Genomic DNA, 26509 nt, shown 5'->3' with positions numbered 1-26509 from the left:
CGGGATGTTCAGCCGGCCATGCGCGGGTCGGCGACGTCCTCGATCTCGAACTGCACGCCGCGCCGCCCGTTCCAGTCGTCGGGCTTGAGTCGGCCCGCGACGCTGAGGCCGCCGGCGCCCGAGAGCAGGCTGCGGCCGGCCGGCAGGTCAGCGCAGCGCCACATGATGGCCTTCACCGACGAACCGTCTACGCCCACCAGACGGCAGCGGACGTGTCCGCCTTTCATGGCGACCGGCTCGCGCGCCTGGACATGGTCGAAGGCGAAGACGGGATCCGGGTTGCCTGGGCCGAAGGGAGCCAGACGAGCGAAGTCGTCGACCAGTGTGCGGGTCGCGGCGCCGGGGTCGATCAGGGCGTCGATCTCCAGCGCGTCTTCGGCGGCGGCCGCTTCGCCCTGATCGCGCAACTGGGCGTCCAGCCAGTCGGCCAGTTCGGGGATACGGTCGGCCTCGATGGTCAGGCCCGCCGCCATGGCGTGGCCGCCGCCGGCCAGCAGAAGGCCGTTGGTGAAGGCGGCCTGGATGGCCGCGCCCAGATTGACGCCGGGCTGGGACCGGCCCGAGCCCTTGCCGATGCCGGTGACCGGATCGACGCCGATGACGACCACGGGCTTGCGCCACCGTTCGCGCAGGCGTCCGGCGATGACGCCGACGACGCCCGGATGCCAGTCCTGCCCCGAGACGACGACGGCGGCGCGGTCCAGATGCTGGCCCGAGCGCTCGACGATGGCGGTGGCCTCCTCGGTCGCCAGGCGTTCGATGTCCCGGCGCGCGAGGTTGAGCGCGTCCAGTTCCTCGGCCAGTTGGCGGGCTTCCTCGGGATCGTCGGTGGAGAGCAGACGCGCGCCCAGGTCCGCGCGACCGATGCGGCCGCCGGCGTTGATGCGGGGGCCCAGGATGAAGCCGGCATGGTTGGCGGTGGCCGGGCCGGGCTCGGCGCCGGCGGCCTTCAGCAGGGCGGCGAGGCCGGGGTTGCTCCAGCCGCTCATGACCTCAAGTCCCAGCGCGACCAGGGCCCGGTTGAAACCGGTCAGGCCGGTCACATCACAGACCGCGCCCATGCAGGCGAGGTCGAGCCATTGGCGCAAGTCCGGCTGGGGCTTGTCGCTGAACAGCCCCCTGCCCCGCGCCTCGCGGTTCAGCGCAGCCAGTAGAACAAAGACGACGCCGGCCGCCGCAAGATTGCCCTGGCCCGAGCCGCAGTCGGGCCGGTTTGGATTGACGACGGCCAGCGCCGGGGGCGGACCGCCGCGCATCATGTGGTGGTCGATGACCACGACATCCAGGCCGATGGCGGCCGCATGCTCCAGCGCCGTATGGGCCGCCGCGCCGCAGTCGACGGTGACGACCAGGTCGGCGCCCGACGCCTTCAGCCGGTCGAACGCGAGAGCGCTGGGGCCATAGCCCTCGGTCAGGCGGTCGGGGACATAGATCGGCGCACCGCCGCCCATGGCGCGGAACCAGCGGACCAGCAACGCCGCGCTGGAGGCCCCGTCGACGTCATAGTCGGCGAAGATGTGGATGGCGGCGCCGCGCTGGAAGGCGTCGAGGATCGCCGTCGTCGCCCTGTCCATGTCGATGAAGCAGGACGGATCGGGAAACAGCGCCCGCAGCGTCGGCTTCAGATAGTCGGCGCCCTGCTCCGCCGCCACGCCGCGCGCGGCCAAGGCCCGGGCCAAGGGCTCGGCAAGGCCCAGCGACTGCATGTGCGCGCGGGTCACGGCGGACGAGGCCGGGCGCTGCCGCCAGCGCCGCCCGGACAGGGAGCGGGTCACGCCCGCGAAGGTCTCCGGCGCCGCGGGCGGCGCGCCGTCGGGCATCAGAGCGGACGCGTAGTGTGGATGCGCCGCACGGTGCGGGTGAACGAGTCCATCACCAGGGTGTGCGTCGTCACCAGGCCGTTCGACATGCGCACCCCGTCCAGCAGGGCGCCGGTCGTCACGCCGGTGGCGGCGAAGATGGCGTCGCCGGACACCAGCTCATGCAGTTCGTACTTGCGGTCGAAGTCGGTGACGCCGGTGCGCTCGGCGCGGGCCTTCTCGTCGTCGTTGCGGAAGATCAGGCGCCCCTGGAAGAAGCCGCCGACGCACTTCAGCGCCGCGGCTGCCAGCACGCCTTCCGGCGCGCCGCCCGAGCCGAGGTAGAGGTCGATGCCGGTCTCCGGCTCGGTTGTGTGGATCACGCCGGCGACGTCCCCGTCGGTGATGAACTGGATGCGGGCGCCGACGTCGCGCAGCGCAGCGATCAGCTCGGCGTGGCGCGGGCGATCCATGACCAGGACGGTGATTTCCCCGGGCGTCACGCCCTTGGCCCTGGCGAGGGCGCGGACGTTGTCCTGGGCGCTGGCGTCCAGATCGACCGTGCCGGCCGGATAGCCCGGACCGATGGCGATCTTCTGCATATAGGTGTCGGGCGCGTGCAGCAGGCCGCCGCGCGGCGCCATCGCCAGGACGGCCAGGGCCCCCGCCATGGCCTTGGCCGTCAGGGTTGTGCCTTCCAGCGGGTCCAGGGCGATGTCGATGGCGGGGCCGGAGCCGTTGCCCACTTCCTCGCCGATGTAGAGCATGGGCGCCTCGTCCCGTTCGCCCTCGCCGATGACGATACGGCCCTGGATGTTCAGGGTGTTCAGGCCGGTGCGCATGGCGTCGACCGCGACCTGATCCGCCGTGGTTTCGTCGCCGCGTCCGACCTGATCGAGCGCGGCGATGGCGGCCAGCTCAGCGACCCGCGCGGCGTCGGCCGCCAGGGTGTCGGGATAGGGCGCAGCGGCCATGGGCGAACTCCTCATTGCTATGATCCCCGGATTCTCGCGTCCGGGCGATGACAAGTTGACGGCTCGATACGCCGATTCCGGTCGTGCAGGTTGCGCCGCGCTCAGCCCGGCGGGCGGCGGAAACGATCGGCGGGCGGCGGGGCGACCGCGCGGTCGCGCAGGCGTTGGGCGAAGGCCTCGACGTCGGCCACTGTCCGGGCGGTCGCCGGCGATGGCTGTGAGGCCTCGACCCGGCTGCGCACCGATTCGGCGAAGCCGCCGGGGTCTTCCAACGTCCAGGGAATGGCGGCCCGCTCGCGCGCCAGTCCGGCGGAGGCGCTGTCCAGCGACGCGACCCGTGAGGCGATCGCCTCGCTGGTCGGCAAGTCCGTCGGGGCCTTGGGAAAATCCTCCCAGCGCGGATAGCGCCGGTTGGCGTCCACCAGTTGCTGGATCTCGGGCGCCAGCGGCGAGCGGGCGTCCGTCTCGGGCGCGAAAGCCGAGGCGCACGCGCTCAGCGAGAGCGCGGTCAGCCCCATCGCCGCAAAGCCGATCTTTTTGCCCACGATCACATTCATTTCAGGCCGGGTCATATGCCATCATGGGTAACGGCGGAAGGGCGGACGGCGCCCCACGCCCGGGAGACGCCGGAGACAGCATGGCCAAGCGCCCCTCAAAGACCAGCACCGCCGCGCCCCCGCCCGTGGCCACGACGCCGCGCAAGCCCGGTCGCCCGACCTCCGCCAAGCCGCGCAAGCCCAAGGCGCCGGCCGGGGCGCCCCCGAAGGTCGACGTTGTGGTGGAGGTTGCGCCCGAACCGGCGCCCCGGCCCAAGCTGTTCGTTCCCGATCCGCCGCGCCCCGAACCGCAGGCCGAGGCCGCTTCCCCCTTCGGCGGCGCCGGGGAGCAGCGCGAGATGCTGGAGACGCTGTCGATGAATATCGCCAAGGCGGCGATGACGGCGCAGGCGGCGATCGCCGAGGCGGCGCTGAGCCAGGCGGACCGCCCGGCCGCCCTGTCGCCCGACCCGTTCAACGTCGGCCCGGCCATGACTTCGGTGATGACCAGCCTGGCGGCGCGGCCCGACAAGCTGTTTTCCGCGCAGGCGGACCTGTTCAACCGCTACATGGACCTGTGGGCGTCGACCACGCGCCAGGCCGCGGGTGAAGCCCCAAAGCCAGCGGCCGACAAGCGCTTCAAGGATCCTGCCTGGTCCGAAAACCCGGTCTTCGACGTGATGCGCCAGTCCTATCTGGTCACTTCAGACTGGATGAACGGCCTGGTTTCGTCGGTCGAAGACGTGGATCCGCGCACCAAGCGGCGGGCCGAGTTCTTCACCAAACTGCTGACCGACGCCTTCTCGCCCTCCAACTTCCTGGCCTCCAACCCCGCCGCGCTGAAGGCGATGGCCGAGACCAACGGCGAGAGCCTGGTCAAGGGGATGCAGAACTTCGCCGCCGATCTGGAGCGGGGCGGCGGCAAGCTGAAGATCAGCCAGGCGGACTACGAGCGATTCCAGGTCGGGGTGAACGTCGCCACCGCGCCGGGACAGGTCGTGTGGCGCGACGAGCTGTTCGAGCTGATCCAGTACAACGCGGCCACGGACAGGCAGCGGGCCGTGCCGCTACTGATCTTCCCGCCGTGGATCAACAAGTTCTACATCATGGATCTGCAGCCGGAGAACTCGCTGATCCGCTGGCTGTCGGCGCAAGGGTTCACCGTCTTCGTCTGTTCGTGGGTCAATCCCGACAAGGACAAGGCCGACTTCGGCTTCGACGACTATCTGCAAAAGGGTCTGTTCCGCGCCGTCGAGAAGACGCTGGAGCAGGCCGGCCAGCCACAAGTGAACACGGTCGGCTACTGCATCGGCGGCACGCTGATGGGGGCCGCCCTGGCGCACATGGCCGAGACCGGCGACGACCGCATCGCCGCCAACACCTTCTTCGCCGCCCAGCACGATTTCGAAGAGGCGGGCGACCTTCTGCTGTTCACCGACGAGCACTGGCTGAACGAGGTAGAGCAGCAGATGGACGCCGCCGGCGGCGTCTTGCCCGGCGCGGCCATGGCGGAGACGTTCAACGCGTTGCGGGCCAACGACCTGATCTGGTCGTTCTTCGTCAGCAACTATCTGATGGGCAAGGATCCGCCGGCGTTCGACCTGCTGTTCTGGAACGCGGACCAGACGCGGATGCCCAAGCGGCTGCACATGGACTATCTGCGCTCGATGTACGGCCAGAACCGCCTGTCGAAGGGCGAGTTCGAGATCGGCGGGGTGACCGTCGATCTGAAAAAGGTGCGCATCCCGCTGTATTTCCAGGCGTCGAAGGAAGACCACATCGCGCCGATGAACTCGGTCTATCGCTCGGCGCGGGCGTTCGAGAATGCGGACGTGACCCTGACGCTGGCGGGGTCGGGCCACATCGCCGGGGTCATCAATCCGCCGAGCGCGAAGAAATACCAGCACTGGACCAACGCCGCCCTGCCCGCCACGCTGTCCGAGTGGCGCGAGGGCGCGGCGGAGCATCCGGGCAGCTGGTGGGAGCACTGGGCCGCGTGGCTGCACGCGCGGTCGGGCGACTGCGTCGCCGCGCGCGATCCGAAGAAAGGGCCGTTGGCGGCGATCGAGCCGGCGCCCGGCAGCTATGTGAAGGTGAAGTCGTGAAGAACATCGAGCCCAACCTGCTGCTGGCCATCGCCACCGGTTTCGCCTTGGCGCTGCTGACAACCAGCCTATGCGTCTTCGGCGCGCCGTCGATGTGGGCGAAGTATGTCGGCGCGGCGGTGCTGTGCCCCATCGCCTTCGTGTTGCTGAACCCGCTGTTCTCGAAGAAGACCCGCGACGCCAATCCGCCCCTGATCCACGGACAGGTGCGCGGCGCCGGCGTCTGGGCCGCCATGTTCCCGATGTCGATCATGCTGACGGCGATCGCGCCGATGATCTGGCCGGGCAAGGACCTGGGCCTGATCGTGGTGATCGCCGCCATCTGGTTCGGCGTCACGGTCGAGAGCGCGCTGAAGGCCCGGCGGCTGGCGCGCCAGGCTTAAGGCCTCAGCCGGGGCGGAAGGTCAGCGCCACGCCGTTGTTGCAGTAGCGCAGGCCGGTCGGGCGCGGGCCGTCCTCGAAGACGTGCCCCTGGTGCCCTAGGCAGCGGGCACAATGATATTCCGTGCGCGGGATGCCGAGACCGAGGTCGCGCTTGGTGCCGATGTTGGCGCGGTTGACGCGGAAGAAGCTCGGCCAGCCGGTGCCGCTGTCGAACTTCCACGCCGAGAGAAACAGCGGCAGGCCGCAGCCCCTGCAGTCGAAGGTGCCGGCGCGGTGCTCGTCGTTCAGGGGACTGGTGAAGGGCCGTTCCGTGCCCTCATGACGCAGGACGTCGTAGCTGAGCCCCGGCAGGCGCTGACGCCACTGGGCGTCCGTGACGCGGCGGGCGGGATCGTTGGCGTAGTCGGCCTCACCCGCGCGAGCGAGACCGGGCGCGGCGATCAGGGCGCTGGCGGTCAGCAGGATGCGGCGGCGGGAGAGCGGCGGCTGGGTCATGGACGCAGATACGGCGCGCGAGGCGAGGTGGTTGCAAGCCCTCCCTGTATCACCCCGTCATCCTCGGACTTGATCCGAGGATCGGGTGTTGATCGTGCTGAAGGTTGGAATGCCTCATGACGCGGCGTTTCAGCTGGTGCCTATGGCCCACCAGACAACCTGATCCTCGGATCAAATTCCAGGATGACAGACGTAGATGGGTGGGGCGCCTCAGCCCAGCGCCGTCCCCTCGTCCAGCCCCAGCATCAGGTTGAGGTTCTGCACCGCCGCGCCGGAGGCGCCCTTGCCGAGGTTGTCCAGCAGGGCGACCAGGCGGACCTGTTCGCCGCCGCGGTCTCCGAAGACGTGCAGGCGCAGGCGGTTGGTGCCGGTCAGGCCCTCGGGGTCCAGGCCGGTCATGGCCTCGGTGACTTCAAGCTCGGCGACCTCGACGAAGCGCTGGCCGGCGTAGGCTTCGACCAGGGCGCCGTGGATCACCTCGATGGACGGCGAGCCCGGCAGCGCTGACAGGTGCAGCGGAACCTCGACCAGCATGCCTTGGCGATAGGCGCCAACGGCGGGCGCAAAGAGGACCGAGCGCGACAGGCCGGCGTGGCGGGTCATCTCCGGCACATGCTTGTGCGTCAGGCTCAGGCCGTAGGCGCGGTAGGCGGGCGCGTCCTCCGTCTCGAACTCGGCGATCATGGCCTTTCCGCCACCGGAGTAGCCACTGACGGCGTTGACGGTCATCGGCTGATCGGCCGGGATCAGGCCGGCGCGCACCAGAGGCGCGACGAGGCCCAGGAAGCCGGTCGGATAACAGCCCGGGTTGGAGACACGGGTGGCGACGGCGATCCGCTCGCGCTGGCCGGGCGCCAGTTCGGGGAAGCCGTAGGCCCAGGCGGGGTCGACGCGGTAGGCGGTCGAGGCGTCGATGACGCGCACAGCCGGGTTCTCGATCAGCCCGACCGCCTCGCGCGCCGCATCGTCGGGGAGGCACAGAATGACGGCGTCGGCCGCGTTCAGCGCCTCGCGCCTGGCCTCGACATCGCGGCGGCGGTCGCCCAGCAGGATCAGCTCCAGATCGGCGCGCGCCTCAAGCCGCTCGCGGATCTCCAGCCCAGTGGTGCCGGCCTCGCCGTCGATGAAGATGGTGTGGGTCATGATCTATCCCATGCTCCGGGCCTGCAGCGCCGTGAGCGCCGCCATGGCGTCCTCAGCCTGACGTTCGGGGACGAAAATATGGTCGTGCCGGCTGCCGGCCACGACATTGGCGCTGACGCCGCGCTCGGCCAGCGCGGCGGCGAAGGCGGCGGTGAGGCCGACGGCCTCCAGGCCCGAATGCACCGTCAGCGAGATCATCCGCATGGCCGGGCCGAAGCTCAGGCCGTGGGCGGTGGCGACGTCCTTCGGGATGACGACGGTGACGGCTTCGTCCTCCTGCACGACGACGACCGAGGACAGGGTGGAGATAAGCTGGCCGTCGAGATCCGGCAGTTCGCAGAAGACGAACACGCCCGGACGCAGCACGGGCGTCATGGAGGCGAGCAGGGTTGTGAGATGTGAGATGGCGGCCATTTCGTAGTCCCCAGCCTGATCCCTCTCCCAGAGGGAGAGGGCTTGAGCGCACGGCGGCGATAGCCGTCGTCCTGGCGCGAAAGGGTGAGGGGATCGCCCTCACCTATTAGCCGCCCACCCCTCACCCTTTCGGCTTAGCCAGTCGCTTCGCTCCTGGAGCCTGAAGCCCTCTCCCTCTGGGAGAGGGAAGAAGTTGGGGGGATGCCAAGAAAAAGGGCGCTCCGGGTGTTCCCGAAGCGCCCCAAATCCAGATCGCGTGACCGCGATTAGCGCTTCGAGAACTGGAACGAACGGCGGGCCTTGGCGCGGCCGTACTTCTTGCGCTCGACGACGCGGCTGTCGCGGGTCAGGAAGCCGTGCGGCTTCAGAACCTTGCGCAGTTCCGGCTCATAGTGCGTCAGGGCGTGCGACAGGCCGTGGCGGATGGCGCCGGCCTGGCCCGACAGGCCCGAACCCTCGACCGTGCAGATCACGTCGAACTGCGTGGCGCGGTCCGTGACGTTCAGCGGCTGGGCGACCATCATCTGCAGGACCGGACGCGCGAAATAGGCGTTCAGTTCCTTGCCGTTGACGGTGATCTTGCCCGAACCCGGCTTCACCCAAACGCGGGCGATGGCGTTCTTGCGCTTGCCGGTCGAATAGGCGCGGCCCAGCGAGTCCAGCTTCTGCGTGTAGACCGGATGTTCTTCACCCAGGCCCGGCGTCTGCAGGGTCTTCAGGGCGTCGAAGCCGGTGGCTTGCGGCGCGGCCTGAGGGGCGGCTTGCGGGGCGGTGTCTTGAGTCACGTCGGTCATGCTCAGACGCTCCGGGTGTTCTTGGCCGAGGCCGCCGCGAAGGCGATCGTCTCGGGCGACTGGGCTTCGTGGGTGTGCGCGGCGCCGGCGAACAGGCGCAGGTGCGTCATCTGCTTGCGGGCCAGCGGGCTTTCCTTCGGCAGCATGCGCTCGACGGCTTTCTCGAGCACGCGCTCGGGGAAGCGGCCGCCCAGCACCTTCTGCGGGGTGGTCGATTTGACGCCGCCCGGGTGGCCGGTGTGGCGATAGTAGACCTTGTCGGTCGACTTCTTGCCGGTGAACACGACCTTATCGACGTTGGTGACGACGACGTAGTCGCCGCAATCGACGTGCGGGGTGTAGTCGCCGCGGTGCTTGCCGCGCAGACGGTTGGCGATGAAGGTCGCGAGACGGCCCACCACGACGCCTTCGGCGTCGATGTGGATCCACTTCTTCTCGACCTCGGCCGGCTTCAGCGAAGCCGTGGTGCTCTTCAGCATGACGAGGGTTCCTGGGAAGGCGAAACGGGCTGCACGTCGTCGGATCGAGACCCGGGACGAACGGAAGGCGCGCTGATAGAGCATCGGTTGCGGGGCGTCAACGCGGCTTGCGCACGACGAACCTCGACAAGCTCCTGTTTTAACGACGTTTTCTGCAAACGGTATTAAAATACCGTATTGTTTAGCGCCCGAAACGCGGTCCGGACATGAAGAGGCGCGCTTGGGACCGCCGCACGAGCCACAGGTTCAGCGTGGCGATGGCCAGCACAATCACCGCTCCGGCCTGATGCAGGCCGCCCAGCGCCAGCGGCACGGCGTGGACCAGGGTGACGATGCCCAGCAGGGCCTGCAGCCACAGGGCGGCGGCGAGCGCGAAGGCGGCGGCGCCCAAGCCCTCGGCCAGCCGCCAGCGGAAGGCCTGGATGGCGTAGGCGGTGCCCGCGATCAGCAGGACGTAGGCCCAGATGCGGTGATTGAACTGAACCAGCGCCTGGTCGTGCAGGAAGGCCAGCGCCCCCCTGCCCCAGTCGACCGCAGGCCCGATCGCCCCGTTCATCATCGGCCAGTCGGTATAGATGAAGCCCGCCTTGGCCCCGGCGACCAGACCGCCCAGCAGGCACTGGAAGAAGACGCCGCCCAGCAGCAGCGCCGCGCCGCGCGACCAACCCGCCGGCGGGCGCGAATGCTCTTCGCCGAACCACGCCTCCAGCCCGGTCCAGATCAGACCCATGAAGATCAGCAGCGCCAGACCCAGGTGGGTGGCCAGCCGCTCCGGCGCGACGTCGACACGCTCCGACAGGCCGCTGGACACCATCCACCAGCCGATCAGCCCCTGCAGTCCGCCCAGAGCCAGCAGGATGAGGCATCGTACGATCAGGCGGCGCGGCAGGCGGCGCAGCAGCACCAGGACCAGGAAGGGCACGGCGAAGACCACGCCGATCAGTCGGCCCAGCAGGCGGTGCGCCCACTCCCACCAAAAGATCGACTTGAACCCCGCCAGGGTCATGTCGGCGTTGATCTGGGCGTATTGCGGGATGGTCTTGTACTTGTCGAAAGCGGTCAGCCAGTCGGCTTCGCTCATCGGCGGCAGGGCGCCCATGATGGGCTTCCATTCCGTGATCGACAGACCCGAGCCGGTCAGGCGAGTCATGCCGCCGACCACCACCATGGCGAACACCAGAAGCGCCGTGACAAACAGCCAGACAGCAGCCGCACGGCTCTGGTCGTTCCTGCCAAAACGCATCATTCGACGCCCGCCGCTGACCCGGATACAGTGCCGGCCCTCGGCGGGCCGACACGCGCGGTATGCCCGCTGAGAACGGCAAGATCGAGTCAACAATCACGGCGACGACGCCGGACCCTGGGAGAGACGCCGAGTGCAGTATGCGGATGTCGTGATGGCCGTGCTGGGCGCCGCGCTTCTGGCCTGGATCGCCGATCTGGTGACAGGGCGGCGGGGCTTCTTCGCCACCAGCCTGGTGTCCACGACGGGCGCGATCTGCGGCTGGTTCCTGTGCATCCGCGTCTTCGCCGCCGAGACGATGGACCAGTGGGGCTGGGTGTTGTGGGCGATGGCCGGATCGGCGATCGGGCTGGTCGCCTACTTCCTGTTCCGGAACAAGCGCTGATGCCGGCGCGGCTGCGACGCTTCCTGGGCATGATCGGCGTGCTGCTGTTTCTCGCCGGCTATGTCTGGGCGGCGGTCTGGATCGCCGATCGCCTGCCCGACAATTTCTGGGTGACCCTGGTCTACTACGTCGTGGCGGGCACCGCGTGGGGCGTGCCGCTGGTCCCCTTCTTGCGCTGGGCCGACCGGGAGCGGTGAGGCGCGACGCAAGCGCGCGCGGCGCAACCGGCTTGCGCACGGACCGTTGAATGAGCCCCCAATATGCGGAGCTCTCTGATGAAACTTCCCAAAGGCGCCCTCGTCGCCGTCGTCGACGGCGAGAAGCTAAGCCTGTTCGAGAACGCCGGGCAACAGGAGGTCCAGCTGACCGCCAAGCCGACGCCCGAAATCGCCGATCGCGTGTCCGGTGCGCCCGGTCGCATCTCCAGCGAGGCCAATCCCGACAACGACACCCAGGCCGAGGACGGCTTTGCGATGGGCGTCGCGGAGGCGCTGAACAAGATGGTGCTGACCAACAAGGTCAACGACCTGCTGGTGATCGCGGCCCCCAAGACGCTGGGACAGCTCCGCAAGAGCTGGCACAAGGAGACCGAAGCCCGCCTGGTCGGCGAGATCGCCAAGGACCTGACCGGCCACTCCACCGACCAGATCGCGGCGGCCATCGAGAAGGCGTAAGCCGCCCGGCGGAATTGCAGAGGGGCCGCCCCGAAAAGGCGGCCCCTTCAAGCTCTCTCAGGCAACCGTCTTCGATAAGGAAGATGGTCGGAGCGACAGGATTCGAACCTGCGACCCCTTGACCCCCAGTCAAGTGCGCTACCAGGCTGCGCCACGCTCCGAGAGGCGCTCCCTATAGAGGCGGAGCCGCCGGGCCGCAAACCGAAAAAACCGGTATCGACGTCAGGCGTCCAGAGCGGCCAGCAGGCGGGTGCGCGCGGCGTCCAGACGGTCGCGCAGGCGCGCCAGATCCAAGGCGTCCGATGAGGGCATGGCCGCGGCGGTCGGGGCCGGAGCGACGCCCTCGCTGCCCGTCACTCGGCCGATTCCGTTCTCGGCGTGCAGCTTCAGCACGCCCTTGATGGTCAGGCCCTCGTCATGAAGCAGGCGGCGCACGCCCTTCAGAACCGCGATGTCCTGAGGCCGGTAGAATCGGCGGCCGCCGGCGCGCTTGACCGGGGTCACGAAGGGAAACTTGGTCTCCCAGAAGCGCAGCACGTGCTGGGGCGCGCCAACCTCGTCCGCCGCCTCGGAGATGCTGCGGAAGGCGTTGGCGCCCTTGGCCAAGACCTAGGCCTCGACCACGGCGTCGTGCACGCGGCTCTTCATGATCTGAGACGCGCGGAAGGTGATGACGCGGCGCGGGTTGATCGCGGCGGGCTCGCCCGTCTTGGGGTTGCGGCCCATGCGGGCGCGCTTCTCGCGCACCTGGAAGACGCCGAAGCCCGACAGCTTCACCGTCTCGCCCGCCTCGAGCGACTCGACGATCAGTTCGAGCGTCCGCTCGACCAGCCCCGAGCATTCCTGCCGCGACAGGCCCAGTTCGCTGTGCACAGCCTCGCACAGATCAGCGCGGGTAAGGGTGGATGGCGCAGTCGTCATGCGGCGGCTCCAGAGTTCCAGGCCATAAAAGAGCAAACCCGCGCGAAGTCAAAGCGCGGAAATTCATGTTACGCGCGAAAAGCTACGCTTACAGGCGAAGGGCGCAGGCGCCCCAGGTCAAACCACCGCCCATGGCCTCCAGCAACACCAGGTCGCCGCGCTTGATGCGGCCGTCCTTGATGGCGGCGTCGAAGGCCAGCGGAATGGACGCCGCCGAGGTGTTGGCGTGCAGGGCGACGGTCGAGACGACCTTGTTTTCGTCCAGTCCCAGTCGGTCGCCGACGCCCTTGATGATGCGCTGGTTGGCCTGGTGCGGCACGAACCAGTCGACGTCGTCCACAGCCACGCCGGCGGCGGCGCAGGCGGCGGTGACGCCCTCTGCGATATTGACCACGGCGTGGCGGAAGACCTGATTGCCGGCCATGCGAAGGTGGCCGACCGTGCCCGTCGATGCGGGGCCGCCGTCGACGTACAGCAGGTCCGTCTTCGTGCCGTCGCAACGCAGGGCGAAGCCGAGCAGGCCCTGATCGGTCGTGGCGCCCTGCCCCTCGCGCGGCTCAAGCACCACGGCCCCGGCTCCGTCGCCGAACAGCACGCAGGTGGATCGGTCGGTCCAGTCCATCAGCCGGGTCATTTCTTCGGCGCCGATGACCAAGGCGCACTTGGCCATGCCGCGCGCGACGAAGCCGTCGGCGACGCCCAGCGCATAAACGAAGCCGGAGCAGACCGCCTGGACGTCGAAGGCGACGCCGACGCCGCTACCCAGCTTGCGCTGGACGATCGAGGCCACCGACGGGAAGGTCATGTCGGGCGTGGTGGTGGCGACGATGATCATGTCGACCTCGTCCGCCGTCCGGCCCGCGTCCAGCAGCGCCTTCCTGGCGGCCTCGACCGCCAGGTCGCTGGTCGGCTGATCGTCGCGCGCCTTGTGCCGCTGCTTGATGCCGGTGCGTTCCTGGATCCACTCGTCGGAGGTGTCGACGATCTTGGCCAGATCGGCGTTGGTGACGATCTGTTCGGGCAGGAAGGAGCCGACGCCGGTGATGGCGCTGCGGATGACGGTCACTGGGCGGGCTCCTCCGCGGGCTCGGCCGCGGCGGTTTCGAACATGGCGCTGACCCGCGCCAGATTGGGGCCGACCTTGGCGATGTAGTCGCTGCGGGCCATGTCGGCGGCGATGCGGATGGCGTTTCCGAAGCCGCGTGCGTCGGCGCCGCCGTGGCTTTTCACGACGATGCCGTTCAGACCCAGCAACGGACCGCCGTTGATGGTGCTGGGGTCGATCTTGGCGCGCATGGCCTTCAGCGCCGGCATGGCGATGGCGGCGCCGAGCTTGGCTTGCACGCTGGAGGTCAGGGCCTCGCGCAGCAGGCCGGAGATGTAGCGGGCGGTTCCCTCGGCGGTTTTCAGCGCGACGTTGCCGGTGAAGCCGTCGGTGACGACGACGTCCACCGTGCCCTTGGCGATGTCGTCGCCCTCGACGAAGCCGTGATAATCGATGTCGAAGGCGCCGCTGCGCAGAATGGCGTGCGCTTCGCGCACGGCTTCGTGGCCCTTCATGTCTTCCGAGCCGACGTTCAGCACGCCGACCGTCGGGCGCTTGGTCCCGTGGACGGCCGTCTGGAAGGCCTCGCCCATGATGGCGAACTCGACCAGTTGTTCAGCGTCGCAGTCGATGTTGGCCCCGACGTCCAGCACCGCCGTGTAACCCTTGAAGGTCGGCCAGCTGGCAACGATGGCCGGGCGCTCCAGATCGGCGGCGGCCATGCGCAGCACCAGTTTGGAGATAGCCATCAGGGCGCCGGTGTTGCCCGCGGAGACCGCGCCGCCCGCCTCGCCCGTCTTCACCGCTTCGATGGCGTTCCACAGGCTGGAGCCCTTGCCGCGCCGCATGGCCTGCGCGGGCTTTTCGTCCATAGCCACGACCTTGTCGGTGTGGCGGATCTCGATGCGGTCGACCGGAACGTTCAGGCGCAGGACCTCGGCCTCGATGGCCGCCTGGTCGCCGTGCAGCAGGAAGTTCACGCCGTCGCTGTTTTCCCGCTTCAGATATTCCCGCACGCCCCCGACCACGATCGGAGGGCCGTGATCGCCCCCCATGGCGTCGAGCGAAATCAGGGTCGTCGGGGACAAGAGGCGAACTCCGGATCGCCGTCTGGCGCGGCGCTGTAAGGGCCCGACGATAGTCGGGCTCGGGGGGGATGCAACCGGACTGTCGTCAGGTCAACCTTGGTCTTCATCCTTGGCCTTGAACGCCTTCAGGACGGCGAAGGGCGAGATCTCGGCCGGCTCGGGCGGCTGTTCGAACGCGGCGCCCGGTTTGCGCGGGAATGGATCAAGATGGAGGGATAGCTGCTCGACCAGATAGGCGCCCAAGTCTATGCGTCCATCTTCGATGATATCGGGCGTATCGACGTCCAGATCGATCTCGATCTCTTCGTCTTCCACCGCCTGGGGCGTCTCTTCGACCAGATTGACGGTGAAGCTCTCGTCGATGCGGACCGGCAGGGGCTCCAGCGTGATGCCGCAGGTCTGGACCGCCTCGGCCGTCACGCGGCCCGTCAGGCGCCAACCGTCCATGGCCGGCTCGACCGTCATCTGTCCCGACAGGGTGCTCAGCGACGCCAGGTCCAGCGCCCGCGCGATGCGGGCGCGCACGGCGCCGTCAGGCTCCAGCATGCGGTTCAGCCGCTCGCCGATCTCGTTGATGCGGACGGTTTCCGAATAGGGCGGGTTCATTGCGGCGCCTCCGGCCAGTCAGGGCCGGCGATGATCTGGGCCAGGGTTTGCTCTCCCAGGCGCGCGCGAGCGGCGACGGCGTAGTCGGCCAGCACCGCGCCCACCCCGGGATGAATATTGCGGTCCATCGCCTCCGCCAGCGCGCCGGCGTCGCCCTGACGCAGCGGCGTCTCATAGGCGCTCATGCGGCCGTACACGGCCTCACCCAGTTTTCGCATCTTCTTGGACACGGCTACATCGCCCTCGCCCAGTTCTCGCAGAACATTGTCGAGAGACGAAACATAGGCGTCGAACACCGCCTGGGCCAGTTCGATCCCGTCCTCGCCGATGTCGCGCAGGCGTGTCACCAGGATGAGGACGTGCAGAGTGTAAAGCTCGAACCGCGCATCGATGCGGTCCGGCACGCCGGCGGCCGTGTAGAAGCCCGGCTTGCGGGCCTGGGCGACCGTCAGACGGTACAGGCGGTCGGCCGTGGGCTCCTCGCGGGGCCGCGACTTCAGGCTGGCGAACAGTTTCTGGAGCATCGATCAGCGGCCCCTTTTCCGCCGCGCCGTTGAACTAGGACGGCGCTCCGGCTAGGTCAAAGTCTTGTTCTGACGCGGACGGCCGTCCGCACGAGGGTTTCATGCACCGTTCCGCATCCCTGATCGCCGCCGGCGCGCTGCTGGCACTGCCTCTGGCGCTGGGCGCGTGCGCCCCTGTGGTGGGCACCAACGGCTTTCAGGCGATCGACGCCAAGCCGCAGGACATCGTGGCCGGGACCGACACCAAGGAAACGGTGCTGACCCGCCTGGGTTCGCCGTCGACCACTTCGACCTTCGAGGGCGATTCGGTCTGGTACTACATCAGCCAGACCACCGAGAAATACACCTACAACCGCCCGCAGGTGACGCAGCGCTCGATCACCGAGATCACCTTCGCCGAGGACGACAAGGTCGCCGCGGTCCGCAACCTGGGCCTGGAAGACGGCCAGCGGGTCGCGATGGAATCGCGCGAGACGCCGACCCGCGGTCGTCAGCTGACGGTGCTGGAACAGCTGCTGGGCAACATCGGCCGTGGCCAGCTGCCGCGCACGGACGAAAACGATCCGGGTCAGCGCCGGCCGGACTAGGTCGCGGGTACAGCCAAAAAGAAAACGCCCCGGAGATCGCTCTCCGGGGCGTTTTTCGTTTCTCCTCCCCATTGCGGAGCGATGGGGAGATGGCGCCAAGCGACGGAGGGGCGATGGCAAGCGCTGCGCTTGAACTGCCCCTCCACCGCAAGCGGTTCCCCTCCCCATGCGGGCATGGGGAGGAAAGATACTCGCCCTACCCGATCTTCCCGCTCGCGAGCACCGCCAGCAGCAGCAGCGCCACGATGTTGGTGATCTTGATCATCGGGTTCACGGCGGGACCAGAGGTGTCCTTGTAGGGATCGCCCACGGTGTCGCCGGTGACGGCGGCCTTGTGCGCCTCGGAGCCCTTGCCGTGGACGACGCCGTTCTTGTCGGTGAAGCCCTCTTCAATGACCTTCTTGGCGTTGTCCCAGGCGCCGCCGCCCGACGTCATCGAGATGGCGACGAACAGGCCGGTGACGATCACCCCCATGAGCATGGCGCCCAGGGCGGCGAAGGCGTTGGCCTTGTCCGAGATGAACAGCACCGCGACGAACAGGACGATCGGCGACAGGACCGGAAGCAAGCTAGGCACGATCATCTCGCGGATCGCCGCCTTGGTCAGGATGTCGACGGCCCGGCCGTACTCGGGCTTGACCTCATAGGTCATGATGCCCGGGTTCTCGCGGAACTGGCGACGGACCTCAGCCACGACGGCCTCGGCGGCGCGGCCCACGGCCATCATCGACATGCCGCCGAACAGGAAGGGCAGCAGCCCCCCGAACAGCAAGCCGACGACGACGTAGGGGTTGGTCAGGTCGAAGGCGATCTGACCCAGGCCTGCGAAGAACGGATAGTCCGCCGGATTGGCCGCGAAATACTGCAGGTCCGACGTGTAGGCGGCGAACAGCACCAGGGCGCCGAGGCCGGCCGAACCGATGGCATACCCCTTGGTCACGGCCTTGGTGGTGTTGCCGACGGCGTCCAGGGCGTCCGTCGAGTGACGAACGTCGCTGGGCAGACCCGCCATCTCGGCGATGCCGCCGGCGTTGTCGGTGACCGGACCGAAGGCGTCCAGCGCCACGATCATGCCCGCCACGCCCAGCATGGTCGTGGTGGCGATGGCGATGCCGAACAGGCCCGCCAGCTGATACGAGGCGACGATGCCGACGATGATGGTCAGCGCCGGCAGGGCGGTCGATTCCAGCGAGACGGCCAAGCCCTGGATCACATTGGTGCCATGACCCGAGACCGAGGCGTTGGCCACCGAGCGCACCGGGCGGAAGTTCGAACCGGTGTAGTATTCGGTGATCACGACGATGGCGGCGGTAACCGCCAGGCCGACCATGCCCGACCAGAACAGGCTCATCGGGGCGATCAGCAGGCCGCCGACCGTTTCGACGGGGCCGGTGACCATGGTGTTGATGATCCACCAGACCGCGCCGATGGACAGGACTCCGGTGACGATCAGCCCCTGATAGAGGGCGCCCATGATGTTCTGGCTCTTGCCCAGGCGGACGAAGAAGCTGCCGATGATCGAGGTGACGATGCAGACGCCGCAGATGGCCAGCGGCAGGGCCATCATCACGTCCACATAGGGCTGGCCGCGGAAGAAGATGGCCGCCAGGACCATGGTCGCCACGGTCGTCACCGCATAGGTCTCGAACAGGTCGGCGGCCATGCCGGCGCAGTCGCCGACGTTGTCGCCCACGTTGTCGGCGATGGTCGCAGCGTTACGGGGGTCATCCTCGGGAATGCCGGCCTCGACCTTGCCGACCATGTCGCCGCCGACGTCCGCGCCCTTGGTGAAGATGCCGCCGCCCAGACGGGCGAAGATCGAGATCAGCGACGCGCCGAAGCCGAGGGCCACCAGGCCGTCCACGACCTCGCGGCTGGTCGGCTCCAGACCCAGGTGCTGGGTCAGCACGATGTAGTACCCCGCCACGCCCAGAAGCGCGCCGCCGGCCACGAACATGCCGGTGATGGCGCCCGACTTGAACGCGAGGTTCAGACCCTTCGACAGGCTTTCGGACGCGGCTTGCGCCGTCCGCACGTTGGCGCGCACCGAGATCAGCATACCAGCGTAACCGGCCGCGCCCGAGAGCACCGCGCCGATCAGGAAGCCGATCGCCGCGTACGGGCCGATCAGGAAGTAGGCGGCGACCAGGATGACGATCCCGACGATGCCGATGGTGGTGTACTGCCGCCGCAGGTAGGCCGAGGCCCCTTCCTGAATGGCGGCCGCGATCTCTCGCATCTTGTCGTTGCCGGTGGAGGCTTTCAAAAGCCCCGCTGTCTGGACCGCGCCGTAAAGCACGCCCAGAACGCCGGCCGCGAAGGCCAGCGTCAGATAATTGTTCATGGCGTTTCCAAGCCCTTGTGCAGTTAAGCGCACGGCCCCTTGGCGCGGCGGGCCTTTGCGACCTCTTCCGCCTTCCGGTCCCCCCCGTACGCATCAGACGCAAAGTCGCGTCTCGGGGAATGCCGGGGGACCGTGCCGCAAGCCGCGATGACGCGCAACAGCGTTCCGCTAGAGCTGGGTGGGAGCGGACAGGGTCACATTGATGTCGCGAGCCAGATCGTCGGCCTGGATCGCATACTCGCGCGTCGCGAATTGCATCCTCCGACCATCCCTCAAAACAATCACGACATTGCCGGTCCAGACGTTGGTTTGCTCATCGTGAACAGAGGCGATGTCTGCCAATGGCGTGGCCCGGACACCCCACGGGAAGGCACGGAGGATTCCGTCCTCCACGAAAACAGCCGACTGCCGCCTCACGGCAAACAGCAACTTGGTGATCAGAATCGGGGCGTAAATCGCAATAACGAACAGCAGCAGGTTGATGATCGTCGCAGCCGACTGAGCTGAGTATCGGCGGCCTTGGTAGGGAACGTCGCGCAGAGCGAGCAGCGCCGCAGACACTCCAGCGAAGAATAAGATGATTACCAGCAGCTTCACGACCGAGAAGGTCGCCAGCGTGCGCCTTTCCGTCGACATGAGGCGCTTCTCTGGCAAGGACATCACGCGACCAAACTTAGCCGGATTGCAGATGAAAAGCAGCGTCAGGCGCGCGGGGGCTGGACCTGGCGGCGGGGGCTCTGGGTGATGATCTCGACGCGCGCGACCGAGCCGCGGCCGGCGATGGTGTTGGCCGACTGGATCAGGCTGGCCGACAGGGCCTGCGGGCTCAGCTGGGTCCAGCTGCCGGGCACGGTGAAGGGCGTGCGGTGAGCGGCGCGGACCAGGGCGTCGCGCAGGAAGGGTTCCTTGTCCCGCATGTCCTGAGGCGTCTTGCCGGCGCCCAGGTGCAGACGCAGCGAGACGAAGACGTAGTTGCGCAGGCGGCCGCCGTCGATGACCGGCAGACCGACGCCGGCGATGTTCAGCGCGGGCGCCTCGGCCTGACCGCCGCCTCCGCCACTGGCGAGCGCGGGCGTGGCCGCCCCGGCGGCGGCGACAGCGGCGAAGGCGAAGAGCTTGCGACGGTTCATGACCGCAGGATGAGGCTGTGCGGTTGAGATTCCGTTGCTTTGGATCAGTCGTGCGTCCATCCGCCCTTGAGTGGCGTCAGGGCGCGGCCGGCGTGAGTGATGGTCAGGCCGGCCCCGGTGCGGACCTCGCCGATGCGGGTCAGGCGCAGGTGGCGGCGCTCGGCCTCGCGGCGCAGGGCGTCCTCGTGCTTGGGGGCGGCGGTGAAAGCGATCTCGTAGTCGTCGCCGCCGGTGGCCAGGGCGATCAGGGCGGCGGCGTCGTCCACGCGCGTGTCGAACCAGGCCTGGCCCGCGCCGGACAGAGGCAGGACGTCGAGATTGAGCTCGACGCCCTTGCCGCTGGCGGCGGCGATGTGGCCGACATCGGCGATCAGACCGTCGGAGACATCCAGGCTGGCGCTGGCGAACTGGGCGACGACCGAGGCGAAGTCCAGGCGAGGCATGGGGCGGCGATAGTGCTCGACCAGGGTGGCGATGCGGTCGGCCTCCAGATCCAGCAGGCCGCGCGCCGCCTGCAGCCCCAGCCATCCGTCCCCGATGTGGCCGGTGACGAAGACGGCGTCTCCCGCTTGCGCGCCGGAGCGGGCGGGCACGCGCCCTTTGGCCCAGCCCATCAGGGTGGCGGAGAAGGTCGCGGGACCGGGCGTGGCGACCGTGTCGCCGCCCAGCAGGCGAACGCCGAACGCGGCCTGATCGACCGCGAGACCTTGCGCGAACGCCTGCCGCTCGACCCAGCCGCAGCGGCCGGACCAGGCGCAGCTCATCAGATAGCCGAACGGCTCGGCGCCCTTGGCGGCCAGGTCCGACAGGTTTACGCGCAGCAGCTTCTGGGCGACCGTGTCCCACGGGTCGTCGGGCAGAAAGTGGACGCCCTCGACGATCGTGTCCTTGGTGACGACCAGTTCGAAGCCAGGGCGCGGCGTGATGACGGCGACGTCGTCAGCCAGCCCCCTCGCCCACTCGGCATGTGCCAGCGGCTTCAGCAGGCTGTCGATGGTTTCGAACTCGCCGGCCGGCTCAGCCACGCCGGATCAGCCTCGCGCGTCGCGTGCGACCCCGTCCAGCGCGGCGTTGACGAAGCGCGCCTCGGCTTCATCGAAGAAGGCCTTGGCCAGTTCGACGTATTCGTCCAGCACCACTTCCTTCGGCGTGGCCGGCTGTTCCATCAGCTCCCACGCGCCACAGCGCAGCAGGGCGCGCAGCGTGGCGTCGAGGCGCTCCAGCCGCCAGCCCGAGGCCAGGCGCTTGGTGACGGCAGTGTCGATGGCGCGCTGGCTGGTGATGACGCCGCGCACGATCTCGCCGAAGTAATCCTCGTCCGCCTCGGCCAGGGCCTCGCCCTCGATGTCGGCGTCGAAGCGATGGGTCTGGAACTCGGTGATGACGGTCTCGACGCCCTCGCCGGCCAGCTCCATCTGATAGAGGGCCTGGACGGCCGCCAGGCGCGCGATCGTGCGCGCGCGGCGCTGGCGCGAGGTCAGGCTGGGTTCGGCGCGGGCGGCCTGCGCCTCCGCCAGTTGGGCCATCACGGCCGCGACGCTGTTCGGTTCGGTCATCCGCCGAGGCCTACCCGCAACCGGCGCCGCAGCGCAATGAGCTCCAGGCATGCACGCGCTGCGCCGCCGCCCTTGTCGCCCTCGCTGAGCCGCGCACGGGTCCAGGCCTGATCGTCGTCTTCGGTCGTCAGGATGCCGTTGCCGATGCACAGGCCGTTCAGGCCCAGACGCATGATGCCGGCGGCGGACTGATCCGCGACGATCTCGAAATGATAGGTCTCGCCCCGGATCACCGTGCCCAGCGCGACATAGCCGTCGTAGCGCGGCGCGGTCGGATAGCGGCCGGCTTCCTCGGCCAGGGCGATGGCGGGCGGAATCTCCAGCGCGCCCGGCACCGTCACCACGTCGAACGCCACGTTCTGCGCACGCAGCGTCTCTTTCGCGCCTTCCAGCAGGGCGTCGGCCAGGTCGTCATAGAACCGCGCCTCGACGACGAGGACGCGCGTTTGATCGGTCAAAGGGATGGGTCTTCTCCGTCCATGTCACGCCAGCCGACGATGCGCAGGTCATAGCCTTCCAGCGCCGTCGGCTCCGGCCGCGTGGAGCTCATGACGATCATGTCGCGGACGCCGAGATCCAGCAGGATCTGAGCGCCCACACCGTAGGCCTTCAGGGCGCGGTCGGCCGAGGCGGCGGGGCGATCGCCGCCCGCCAGCCGCTCGATCAGGCTGTGCGCAGGGTCGCGCAGGAAGACCGCCACGCCGGGCCCGTCGAACGCCTCCAGCGCCTTCAGCGCACGCGGTACGAAGGACTGGCGCGCCTCGGCGTGACCCAGGACGTCGGCGGCGAAGTCGATCTGGTGCATCCGCACCAGCGTCGGGCGGCCCGCCTCGATCCGCCCCTTCACCAGGGCGACGTGCTCGGCGCCCTCGATGGTGTTGCGGTAGAGCTTCAGGTTGAAGCCCTCGCCGTGGACGGTGTCGAACGGCGTCTCCAGAATGCGCTCGACGAAGCGTTCGGTGCGGCGGCGATAGGCGATCAGATCGGCGATGGTGCCGATCTTGACGCCGTGCTTCTGGGCGAAGCCGACCAGGTCCGGCAGGCGCGCCATGGTGCCGTCGTCGTTCATGATCTCGCAGATCACACCGGCGGGCGTCAGGCCGGCCATGCGGCTGATGTCGACGGCCGCCTCGGTGTGGCCGGTACGGACAAGGACGCCGCCGTCGCGCGCGACCAGCGGAAAGACGTGACCGGGCGAGACGATGTCGTCCGCGCCCTTCGACGGATCGACGGCGACCTGAACCGTGCGAGCGCGGTCCGCGGCGCTGATGCCCGTGGTGACGCCCTCGCGCGCCTCGATGGAGACGGTGAAAGCCGTGGCCATGCTGGTGCGGTTTTCCACCGCCATGGGCGGCAGGCGCAGCTGGCGCGCGCGCTCCGACGTCATGGCCAGGCAGATCAGGCCGCGCGCATAGCGAGCCATGAAGTTGATCTGGTCGGGCGTGGCGAACTGGGCGGGGATGATGATGTCCCCCTCGTTCTCCCGGTCCTCGGCGTCGATCAGGATGTAGGGTCGCCCGTTGCGGGCGTCCTCGACGATGTCCTCGATCGGGCTGATCGGGCTGTCCAGGCTGTAGGCGGCGACGGTCATGACGCGGTCTCCTGCCACCGCGCGAGGTATCGCGCCAGCATGTCGATCTCCAGATTGACCGGATCACCGACTTTCAGGCGGCCGAGCGTGGTGTGATCCCAGGTGTGAGGGATGATGTTCAGGCCGAAGACACGGCCCTCGACCGTGTTCACCGTCAGGGACACGCCGTCCACCGTTATCGAGCCCTTGGCGGCGATGTAGCGGTGCAGGGGCGCCGGGGCCTCGACCGCGATGCGGTGGGAGCCGCCCTCGGGCGTGATGGACACGATGCGCCCCAGGCCGTCGACATGGCCCGAAACGACATGGCCGCCCATCTCGTCGCCCAGCTTCGCCGCCCGCTCCAGATTGACGCCGTCGCCGGCCTTCCACGCGCCCAGGGTTGTCTTCGACAGGGTCTCGCCCGAGACCTCGACCGCGAACCAGCCGGGGCCGGTCTCGGTGACGGTCAGGCAGACGCCCGCATGGCTGACCGAGGCGCCCAGATCGAGGCCGGACGTGTCCCAGGCGGTCTGGATTTCATAGCGCCGGTCGCGGTTGGTCTCGGCGACCGATCGCACCCGTCCAATATCGGTGACAATACCCGTGAACATCAGAGCCTCTCGTAACGCTCCCACAGGTCGTCACCGAGGGGCTCGACCGCAAGGCGCCGGAAGCGCGGGGCGTCGGAAAGGCTGGCGAGGGCCAGCGCGGCGACGCACGGCCGCCCCTCCCCGCCCAGCAGGATCGGGGCGCGGAACCACTCGATGCGGTCCACGAGGCCGGCGCGGAGGAAGGACGCCGCGACCTGGCCGCCGCCCTCGATCAGGACGGATGAGACGCCGCGATGGTCGAGTTCGTGCAGGACGGCGTCTGGGGCGGGACGACCGGATTCGGTACGCGTCTGCGCGACCTCGGCGGCGCCGATGTGGCGCGGCGGCACGGTGCAGAAGATCAGGGTGTTGGCGGACGCGATCTTGGCCGAGGGCGGAGTTCGAAGGGTGCTGTCGAGAACGACGCGGAGGGGCTGCGCTTTCCTCCCCATCTCTGATGGGGAGGGGGACCGCGAAGCGGTGGAGGGGCTGTGCAGGCGTTGCGCGTGGGATCGCCCCTCCGTCTCGGCCAAAGTCCGAGCCACCTCCCCATCTCCGACGGGGAGGAGACGAACCGTCAGTTCGGGATCATCCGCCAACACCGTCTGAACGCCGACCAGAATGGCCGCGTGCTCGGCCCGCAGCCGATGGCCTTGCGCCCGCGCCGCCTCGCCGGTGATCCATTGGCTCTCGCCACTCGCTGTCGCGATCCGGCCGTCGAGCGAGGTCGCGACCTTCAGGGTGACGCGCGGGCGCATCAGCCCTCGTCCAGCCCCTCGTCGCCGAGGAAGCGCGCGAAGTCGCCGGTGTGGCGGAAGTCCTTGTAGACCGAAGCGTAGCGCACGTAGGCGACCTCATCGACCGACTTCAGCGCCTTCATGATGAAGTCGCCGACGACGCTGGACGGGATTTCGGTCTCGCCCTGGCTTTCCAGCTGGCGAGTGATGCGGCTGACCAGCTGTTCGACCTGTTCGGCCTGCACCGGACGTTTGCGCAGGGCGACGTTCAGCGAGCGTTCCAGCTTGTCGCGGTCGAAGGGCGTGCGGCGGCCGTTGCGCTTGACGATGACCAGCTCGCGCAGCTGCACCCGCTCGAAAGTGGTGAAGCGCCCGGCACACTGCGGGCACGACCGACGGCGACGGATGGCCGAACCGTCGTCCGACGGCCGGCTATCCTTCACCTGGGTGTCGGCGTTGCCGCAGAAGGGGCACTTCATCGGCGCATCATCCGTAGATCGGGAAGCGGCCGGTCAGCGCCCGCACCTGACCGGCGACCTCGGCCACCACGGCCGGATCGGCCTCGTCGCCGCCGTTCATCGACGAGACGACGTCGGCGATCCAGTGACCGATCTGCTGGAACTCCCCGACGCCGAAACCCCGCGTCGTGCCGGCCGGAGTGCCCAGGCGGACGCCCGAGGTGATGGTGAACGGCGCGGTGTCGAACGGCACGCCGTTCTTGTTGCAGGTCATCAGCGCCTTCTCGAGCTCATGCTCGGTGGCCTTGCCGGTAACGCCCTTGGGCCGCAGGTCGACCAGCATCAGGTGGCTGTCGGTGCCGCCCGAGACGATGGCCAGGCCGCGTTCCAGCAGCACGGCCGAGAGGGCCTGGGCGTTCTTGACGACCTGCTGGGCGTAGAGCTTGAACTCGGGCTTGAGCGCCTCGCCGAAGGCCACGGCCTTGGCGGCGATGACGTGTTCCAACGGGCCGCCCTGCAGGCCGGGGAAGACCGCCGAGTTGATCTTCTTGCCCAGGTCGGCGTCGCGCGACAGAATCATGCCGCCGCGGGGGCCGCGCAGGGTCTTGTGCGTCGTGGTGGTGACGACGTCGGCATGGGGCACCGGGTCCGGATAGGCGCCGCCGGCGATCAGGCCCGCATAGTGGGCCATGTCGACCATCAGATAGGCGCCGACGCTGTCGGCGATCTCGCGGAAGCGCTTGAAGTCGATGTGACGGCTATAGGCGCTGGCGCCGGCCAGGATCAGCTTGGGCTTCTCACGCTCGGCCATCTCGGCGACGTGGTCGTAGTCGATCAGATGGGTGTCTTCGGTGACCTTGTAGGTCACGGGGCGGAACCACTTGCCCGACTGGTTGGCGGGCGAGCCGTGGGTCAGGTGGCCGCCGCACGCCAGGTCCATGCCCAGGAAGGTGTCGCCAGGCTGCAGCAGGGTGAAGAAGACCGCCTGGTTGGCTTGGGCGCCCGAGTGCGGCTGCACGTTGGCGAAGGCCGCGCCGAACAGTTCCTTGGCGCGCTCGCGGGCCAGATCCTCGGTGATGTCGACATACTCGCAGCCGCCGTAGTAGCGGCGACCAGGATAGCCTTCCGCGTATTTGTTCGTCAGGACCGAGCCTTGCGCCTCAAGCACCGCCTTGGAGACGATGTTCTCGGAGGCGATCAGTTCGACCTGCTCCTTCTGGCGGCCCAGCTCGCCCTGGATGCCGTTGAAGACATCCGGATCGGCCTCGGCAAGAGAGCGCGAAAAATAGTCGGCGTGGGTGTAGGCGGTCACGAGCGTCCCCGGTCGGTCGGAAGGCGCCCTATCTAGTCCCGGCGGGGTGCCACCACAACATCTAGTGGTCGTTCAGCTTGCCAGACCCAGAGCGCGACGCAGCTTGGCCACAGCGACCCGCTCCACGGCAGTGGGCCCGTGCACAGATCCCATGGCGCTGACCTCCTTGCCGGTGGCGACATGGATGGCCGAAACCTTGAGATAGGGGCCGTTGCGCGTGCGCTCGATGATGACCTCACCGAGATCGTTGGACACGATCAGACCTTCTTGAGGGCGAGGCCCAGGTCCATCGAGTCCAGCTCGCCATCCCAGTGACCGATGATCGCGTCGGCATTCAGCGCGATCCAAGCCTGCACGACCTTCAAATCAGCGGCGCGAAGGGGCCCATCGATCAGCTCCGGCGTCGGACGAACGCTGACGACCGCGGTGTCGTGGATGTCCATGTGGTTGCCGTGTGTGCGACAGACCTTTACGCGCACGTCGTGCCGCGCTCCGCCCTTCACGCCCACCCAGACCGTCATCGGCAGCCCTGTGTGCTTGGGATACAGGTTCGACATCTCGAAAAGATCAATCTCCTCGGATGGTGCCTGCTGGATGGGCTGATGGGCGTTCATGG

The 26509-nt window shown here is 68.4% G+C and carries 34 protein-coding genes and 1 tRNA gene; 6 read left to right on the top strand and 29 right to left on the bottom strand.

Annotation, left to right across the window (positions count from 1 at the left end; translation table 11 throughout):
* Positions 1 to 8: 8 nt before the first annotated feature.
* The 3 genes from recJ to ASG17_RS09505 form a co-directional block, all read right to left on the bottom strand.
* Complete coding sequence (recJ, locus tag ASG17_RS09515; protein WP_056102286.1) at positions 9 to 1820, bottom strand: single-stranded-DNA-specific exonuclease RecJ; 1812 nt, start codon at positions 1818 to 1820, stop codon at positions 9 to 11.
* Complete coding sequence (gene glpX / locus ASG17_RS09510; protein WP_056102283.1) at positions 1820 to 2773, bottom strand: class II fructose-bisphosphatase; 954 nt, start codon at positions 2771 to 2773, stop codon at positions 1820 to 1822. The genes recJ and glpX overlap by 1 nt, the downstream gene beginning before the upstream one ends.
* A 101-nt stretch (positions 2774 to 2874) precedes the next feature.
* Positions 2875 to 3345: a hypothetical protein gene (locus ASG17_RS09505; protein ID WP_082496169.1), complete on the bottom strand. Its 471-nt coding sequence runs from the start codon at positions 3343 to 3345 to the stop codon at positions 2875 to 2877.
* Positions 3346 to 3410: 65 nt separating this feature from the next.
* Here ASG17_RS09505 and phaC point away from each other — a divergent pair, with 65 nt between their 5' ends.
* Together phaC and ASG17_RS09495 are read left to right on the top strand one after the other, a co-directional pair.
* A complete protein-coding gene (gene phaC / locus ASG17_RS09500) occupies positions 3411 to 5414 on the top strand; it encodes a class I poly(R)-hydroxyalkanoic acid synthase (RefSeq protein ID WP_156367788.1) in 2004 nt (667 codons plus the stop codon).
* Complete coding sequence (locus ASG17_RS09495; RefSeq protein WP_056102280.1) at positions 5411 to 5797, top strand: hypothetical protein; 387 nt, start codon at positions 5411 to 5413, stop codon at positions 5795 to 5797. Before phaC ends, ASG17_RS09495 begins: the two co-directional genes overlap by 4 nt.
* Before the next feature lie 4 nt (positions 5798 to 5801).
* Here the strand turns inward: ASG17_RS09495 and msrB are convergent, their stop codons facing one another.
* From msrB to ASG17_RS09465, 6 genes are all read right to left on the bottom strand, one after another.
* A complete protein-coding gene (msrB, locus tag ASG17_RS09490) occupies positions 5802 to 6293 on the bottom strand; it encodes a peptide-methionine (R)-S-oxide reductase MsrB (RefSeq protein WP_056102277.1) in 492 nt (163 codons plus the stop codon).
* 210 nt (positions 6294 to 6503) lie between these two features.
* Positions 6504 to 7436: an N-acetyl-gamma-glutamyl-phosphate reductase gene (argC, locus tag ASG17_RS09485; protein ID WP_056102274.1), complete on the bottom strand. Its 933-nt coding sequence runs from the start codon at positions 7434 to 7436 to the stop codon at positions 6504 to 6506.
* A gap of 3 nt (positions 7437 to 7439) precedes the next feature.
* On the bottom strand, positions 7440 to 7850 hold the full coding sequence (locus tag ASG17_RS09480) for an ACT domain-containing protein (RefSeq protein ID WP_056102269.1): 411 nt from the start codon (positions 7848 to 7850) through the stop codon (positions 7440 to 7442).
* A 266-nt stretch (positions 7851 to 8116) separates the two neighbouring features.
* A complete protein-coding gene (gene rpsI / locus ASG17_RS09475) occupies positions 8117 to 8644 on the bottom strand; it encodes a 30S ribosomal protein S9 (protein ID WP_082496168.1) in 528 nt (175 codons plus the stop codon).
* Positions 8645 to 8646: 2 nt separating this feature from the next.
* Positions 8647 to 9120: a 50S ribosomal protein L13 gene (rplM, locus tag ASG17_RS09470; protein WP_200935072.1), complete on the bottom strand. Its 474-nt coding sequence runs from the start codon at positions 9118 to 9120 to the stop codon at positions 8647 to 8649.
* A gap of 184 nt (positions 9121 to 9304) precedes the next feature.
* A complete protein-coding gene (locus ASG17_RS09465) occupies positions 9305 to 10369 on the bottom strand; it encodes a COX15/CtaA family protein (protein WP_056102263.1) in 1065 nt (354 codons plus the stop codon).
* A gap of 130 nt (positions 10370 to 10499) precedes the next feature.
* Here ASG17_RS09465 and ASG17_RS09460 point away from each other — a divergent pair, with 130 nt between their 5' ends.
* The 3 genes from ASG17_RS09460 to ASG17_RS09450 all read left to right on the top strand — a co-directional run bounded on the left by ASG17_RS09460 (position 10500) and on the right by ASG17_RS09450 (position 11425).
* Complete coding sequence (locus tag ASG17_RS09460) at positions 10500 to 10751, top strand: hypothetical protein (RefSeq protein WP_056102261.1); 252 nt, start codon at positions 10500 to 10502, stop codon at positions 10749 to 10751.
* Entirely contained in the window at positions 10751 to 10948 is a 198-nt protein-coding gene (locus ASG17_RS09455) for a DUF2842 domain-containing protein (protein WP_056102259.1), read from the top strand. The genes ASG17_RS09460 and ASG17_RS09455 overlap by 1 nt, the downstream gene beginning before the upstream one ends.
* Before the next feature lie 78 nt (positions 10949 to 11026).
* Positions 11027 to 11425, top strand: a complete 399-nt coding sequence (locus ASG17_RS09450) for a host attachment protein (RefSeq protein WP_200935048.1) — start codon at positions 11027 to 11029, stop codon at positions 11423 to 11425.
* 84 nt (positions 11426 to 11509) lie between these two features.
* Here the strand turns inward: ASG17_RS09450 and ASG17_RS09445 are convergent.
* From ASG17_RS09445 to ASG17_RS09415, 7 genes are all read right to left on the bottom strand, one after another.
* Positions 11510 to 11586 (bottom strand) — tRNA-Pro (locus tag ASG17_RS09445).
* 61 nt (positions 11587 to 11647) lie between these two features.
* Positions 11648 to 12031 carry a MerR family transcriptional regulator gene (locus ASG17_RS09440; RefSeq protein ID WP_056102257.1) on the bottom strand — a complete coding sequence of 128 codons (384 nt, stop codon included), beginning with the start codon at positions 12029 to 12031 and terminating at the stop codon, positions 11648 to 11650.
* A gap of 3 nt (positions 12032 to 12034) precedes the next feature.
* Positions 12035 to 12346 carry an integration host factor subunit alpha gene (locus tag ASG17_RS09435; RefSeq protein ID WP_056102254.1) on the bottom strand — a complete coding sequence of 104 codons (312 nt, stop codon included), beginning with the start codon at positions 12344 to 12346 and terminating at the stop codon, positions 12035 to 12037.
* Between the two features lie 88 nt (positions 12347 to 12434).
* On the bottom strand, positions 12435 to 13412 hold the full coding sequence (locus tag ASG17_RS09430) for a beta-ketoacyl-ACP synthase III (protein ID WP_056102251.1): 978 nt from the start codon (positions 13410 to 13412) through the stop codon (positions 12435 to 12437).
* Positions 13409 to 14479 carry a phosphate acyltransferase PlsX gene (gene plsX, locus ASG17_RS09425; RefSeq protein WP_156367787.1) on the bottom strand — a complete coding sequence of 357 codons (1071 nt, stop codon included), beginning with the start codon at positions 14477 to 14479 and terminating at the stop codon, positions 13409 to 13411. Before plsX ends, ASG17_RS09430 begins: the two co-directional genes overlap by 4 nt.
* A gap of 90 nt (positions 14480 to 14569) precedes the next feature.
* Positions 14570 to 15085, bottom strand: a complete 516-nt coding sequence (locus ASG17_RS09420; protein WP_056102248.1) for a DUF177 domain-containing protein — start codon at positions 15083 to 15085, stop codon at positions 14570 to 14572.
* A complete protein-coding gene (locus ASG17_RS09415) occupies positions 15082 to 15609 on the bottom strand; it encodes a ubiquinol-cytochrome C chaperone family protein (protein WP_056102246.1) in 528 nt (175 codons plus the stop codon). The genes ASG17_RS09420 and ASG17_RS09415 overlap by 4 nt, the downstream gene beginning before the upstream one ends.
* 101 nt (positions 15610 to 15710) lie before the next feature.
* Between ASG17_RS09415 and bamE the strand changes: the two genes are divergently transcribed.
* Positions 15711 to 16196, top strand: a complete 486-nt coding sequence (bamE, locus tag ASG17_RS09410) for an outer membrane protein assembly factor BamE (protein WP_056102243.1) — start codon at positions 15711 to 15713, stop codon at positions 16194 to 16196.
* A 196-nt stretch (positions 16197 to 16392) separates the two neighbouring features.
* On the opposite strand, the gene ASG17_RS09405 is transcribed toward bamE, so the two are convergent.
* The 13 genes from ASG17_RS09405 to ASG17_RS09345 all read right to left on the bottom strand — a co-directional run bounded on the left by ASG17_RS09405 (position 16393) and on the right by ASG17_RS09345 (position 26507).
* Positions 16393 to 18540 carry a sodium-translocating pyrophosphatase gene (locus tag ASG17_RS09405; RefSeq protein WP_056102240.1) on the bottom strand — a complete coding sequence of 716 codons (2148 nt, stop codon included), beginning with the start codon at positions 18538 to 18540 and terminating at the stop codon, positions 16393 to 16395.
* Between the two features lie 168 nt (positions 18541 to 18708).
* The gene (locus ASG17_RS09400) at positions 18709 to 19176 is read right to left on the bottom strand and encodes a hypothetical protein (protein ID WP_056102237.1); all 468 of its coding nucleotides are present in this window, start codon (positions 19174 to 19176) and stop codon (positions 18709 to 18711) included.
* A 65-nt stretch (positions 19177 to 19241) separates the two neighbouring features.
* The gene (locus ASG17_RS09395) at positions 19242 to 19670 is read right to left on the bottom strand and encodes a hypothetical protein (protein ID WP_056102235.1); all 429 of its coding nucleotides are present in this window, start codon (positions 19668 to 19670) and stop codon (positions 19242 to 19244) included.
* 44 nt (positions 19671 to 19714) lie between these two features.
* Positions 19715 to 20695, bottom strand: coding sequence for a thiamine-phosphate kinase (thiL, locus tag ASG17_RS09390; protein WP_056102232.1), 981 nt, complete (start codon positions 20693 to 20695; stop codon positions 19715 to 19717).
* A 6-nt stretch (positions 20696 to 20701) separates the two neighbouring features.
* Positions 20702 to 21226, bottom strand: a complete 525-nt coding sequence (nusB, locus tag ASG17_RS09385; protein WP_056102228.1) for a transcription antitermination factor NusB — start codon at positions 21224 to 21226, stop codon at positions 20702 to 20704.
* On the bottom strand, positions 21223 to 21684 hold the full coding sequence (gene ribH / locus ASG17_RS09380) for a 6,7-dimethyl-8-ribityllumazine synthase (protein ID WP_056102224.1): 462 nt from the start codon (positions 21682 to 21684) through the stop codon (positions 21223 to 21225). The genes nusB and ribH overlap by 4 nt, the downstream gene beginning before the upstream one ends.
* Positions 21681 to 22817: a 3,4-dihydroxy-2-butanone-4-phosphate synthase gene (ribB, locus tag ASG17_RS09375; RefSeq protein ID WP_056102223.1), complete on the bottom strand. Its 1137-nt coding sequence runs from the start codon at positions 22815 to 22817 to the stop codon at positions 21681 to 21683. Before ribB ends, ribH begins: the two co-directional genes overlap by 4 nt.
* The gene (locus ASG17_RS09370) at positions 22814 to 23407 is read right to left on the bottom strand and encodes a riboflavin synthase (protein WP_056102220.1); all 594 of its coding nucleotides are present in this window, start codon (positions 23405 to 23407) and stop codon (positions 22814 to 22816) included. The genes ribB and ASG17_RS09370 overlap by 4 nt, the downstream gene beginning before the upstream one ends.
* A complete protein-coding gene (locus ASG17_RS09365) occupies positions 23407 to 24144 on the bottom strand; it encodes a RibD family protein (RefSeq protein ID WP_056102218.1) in 738 nt (245 codons plus the stop codon). The genes ASG17_RS09370 and ASG17_RS09365 overlap by 1 nt, the downstream gene beginning before the upstream one ends.
* A complete protein-coding gene (nrdR, locus tag ASG17_RS09360; protein ID WP_056102215.1) occupies positions 24144 to 24602 on the bottom strand; it encodes a transcriptional regulator NrdR in 459 nt (152 codons plus the stop codon). Before nrdR ends, ASG17_RS09365 begins: the two co-directional genes overlap by 1 nt.
* Before the next feature lie 7 nt (positions 24603 to 24609).
* A complete protein-coding gene (glyA, locus tag ASG17_RS09355; RefSeq protein WP_056102211.1) occupies positions 24610 to 25893 on the bottom strand; it encodes a serine hydroxymethyltransferase in 1284 nt (427 codons plus the stop codon).
* 72 nt (positions 25894 to 25965) lie between these two features.
* Entirely contained in the window at positions 25966 to 26148 is a 183-nt protein-coding gene (locus tag ASG17_RS09350; protein ID WP_056102209.1) for a hypothetical protein, read from the bottom strand.
* A gap of 2 nt (positions 26149 to 26150) precedes the next feature.
* A complete protein-coding gene (locus ASG17_RS09345; protein WP_056102207.1) occupies positions 26151 to 26507 on the bottom strand; it encodes a DUF4160 domain-containing protein in 357 nt (118 codons plus the stop codon).
* Between the last annotated feature and the right edge of the window lie 2 nt (positions 26508 to 26509).

The organism is Brevundimonas sp. Leaf363 (assembly GCF_001424025.1).
In the GTDB taxonomy this organism is placed as follows: Bacteria; Pseudomonadota; Alphaproteobacteria; order Caulobacterales; family Caulobacteraceae; genus Brevundimonas.
The sequence above is the reverse complement of the archived record's forward strand: the minus strand, read 5'-3'. Positions and strand labels throughout refer to the sequence as shown.

Bases quoted from the DNA above. Each gene is read 5' to 3' on its own strand.
- ASG17_RS09365 (WP_056102218.1), bottom strand. From the start codon at position 24,144: ATGCGCCCGCGCGTCACCCTGAAGGTCGCGACCTCGCTCGACGGCCGG.
- ribB (WP_056102223.1), bottom strand. From the start codon at position 22,817: ATGACCGTCGCCGCCTACAGCCTGGACAGCCCGATCAGCCCGATCGAG.
- msrB (WP_056102277.1), bottom strand. From the start codon at position 6,293: ATGACCCAGCCGCCGCTCTCCCGCCGCCGCATCCTGCTGACCGCCAGC.
- ASG17_RS09415 (WP_056102246.1), bottom strand. From the start codon at position 15,609: ATGCTCCAGAAACTGTTCGCCAGCCTGAAGTCGCGGCCCCGCGAGGAG.
- glpX (WP_056102283.1), bottom strand. From the start codon at position 2,773: ATGGCCGCTGCGCCCTATCCCGACACCCTGGCGGCCGACGCCGCGCGG.
- argC (WP_056102274.1), bottom strand. From the start codon at position 7,436: ATGACCCACACCATCTTCATCGACGGCGAGGCCGGCACCACTGGGCTG.
- ASG17_RS09405 (WP_056102240.1), bottom strand. From the start codon at position 18,540: ATGAACAATTATCTGACGCTGGCCTTCGCGGCCGGCGTTCTGGGCGTG.
- ASG17_RS09450 (WP_200935048.1), top strand. From the start codon at position 11,027: ATGAAACTTCCCAAAGGCGCCCTCGTCGCCGTCGTCGACGGCGAGAAG.
- ASG17_RS09455 (WP_056102259.1), top strand. From the start codon at position 10,751: ATGCCGGCGCGGCTGCGACGCTTCCTGGGCATGATCGGCGTGCTGCTG.
- ASG17_RS09480 (WP_056102269.1), bottom strand. From the start codon at position 7,850: ATGGCCGCCATCTCACATCTCACAACCCTGCTCGCCTCCATGACGCCC.
- ASG17_RS09400 (WP_056102237.1), bottom strand. From the start codon at position 19,176: ATGTCGACGGAAAGGCGCACGCTGGCGACCTTCTCGGTCGTGAAGCTG.
- nusB (WP_056102228.1), bottom strand. From the start codon at position 21,226: ATGACCGAACCGAACAGCGTCGCGGCCGTGATGGCCCAACTGGCGGAG.
- recJ (WP_056102286.1), bottom strand. From the start codon at position 1,820: ATGCCCGACGGCGCGCCGCCCGCGGCGCCGGAGACCTTCGCGGGCGTG.
- ASG17_RS09465 (WP_056102263.1), bottom strand. From the start codon at position 10,369: ATGATGCGTTTTGGCAGGAACGACCAGAGCCGTGCGGCTGCTGTCTGG.
- ASG17_RS09345 (WP_056102207.1), bottom strand. From the start codon at position 26,507: ATGAACGCCCATCAGCCCATCCAGCAGGCACCATCCGAGGAGATTGAT.
- ASG17_RS09420 (WP_056102248.1), bottom strand. From the start codon at position 15,085: ATGAACCCGCCCTATTCGGAAACCGTCCGCATCAACGAGATCGGCGAG.
- rpsI (WP_082496168.1), bottom strand. From the start codon at position 8,644: ATGACCGACGTGACTCAAGACACCGCCCCGCAAGCCGCCCCTCAGGCC.
- ASG17_RS09505 (WP_082496169.1), bottom strand. From the start codon at position 3,345: ATGACCCGGCCTGAAATGAATGTGATCGTGGGCAAAAAGATCGGCTTT.
- bamE (WP_056102243.1), top strand. From the start codon at position 15,711: ATGCACCGTTCCGCATCCCTGATCGCCGCCGGCGCGCTGCTGGCACTG.
- phaC (WP_156367788.1), top strand. From the start codon at position 3,411: ATGGCCAAGCGCCCCTCAAAGACCAGCACCGCCGCGCCCCCGCCCGTG.
- ASG17_RS09395 (WP_056102235.1), bottom strand. From the start codon at position 19,670: ATGAACCGTCGCAAGCTCTTCGCCTTCGCCGCTGTCGCCGCCGCCGGG.
- nrdR (WP_056102215.1), bottom strand. From the start codon at position 24,602: ATGAAGTGCCCCTTCTGCGGCAACGCCGACACCCAGGTGAAGGATAGC.
- ASG17_RS09435 (WP_056102254.1), bottom strand. From the start codon at position 12,346: ATGACGACTGCGCCATCCACCCTTACCCGCGCTGATCTGTGCGAGGCT.
- ASG17_RS09370 (WP_056102220.1), bottom strand. From the start codon at position 23,407: ATGTTCACGGGTATTGTCACCGATATTGGACGGGTGCGATCGGTCGCC.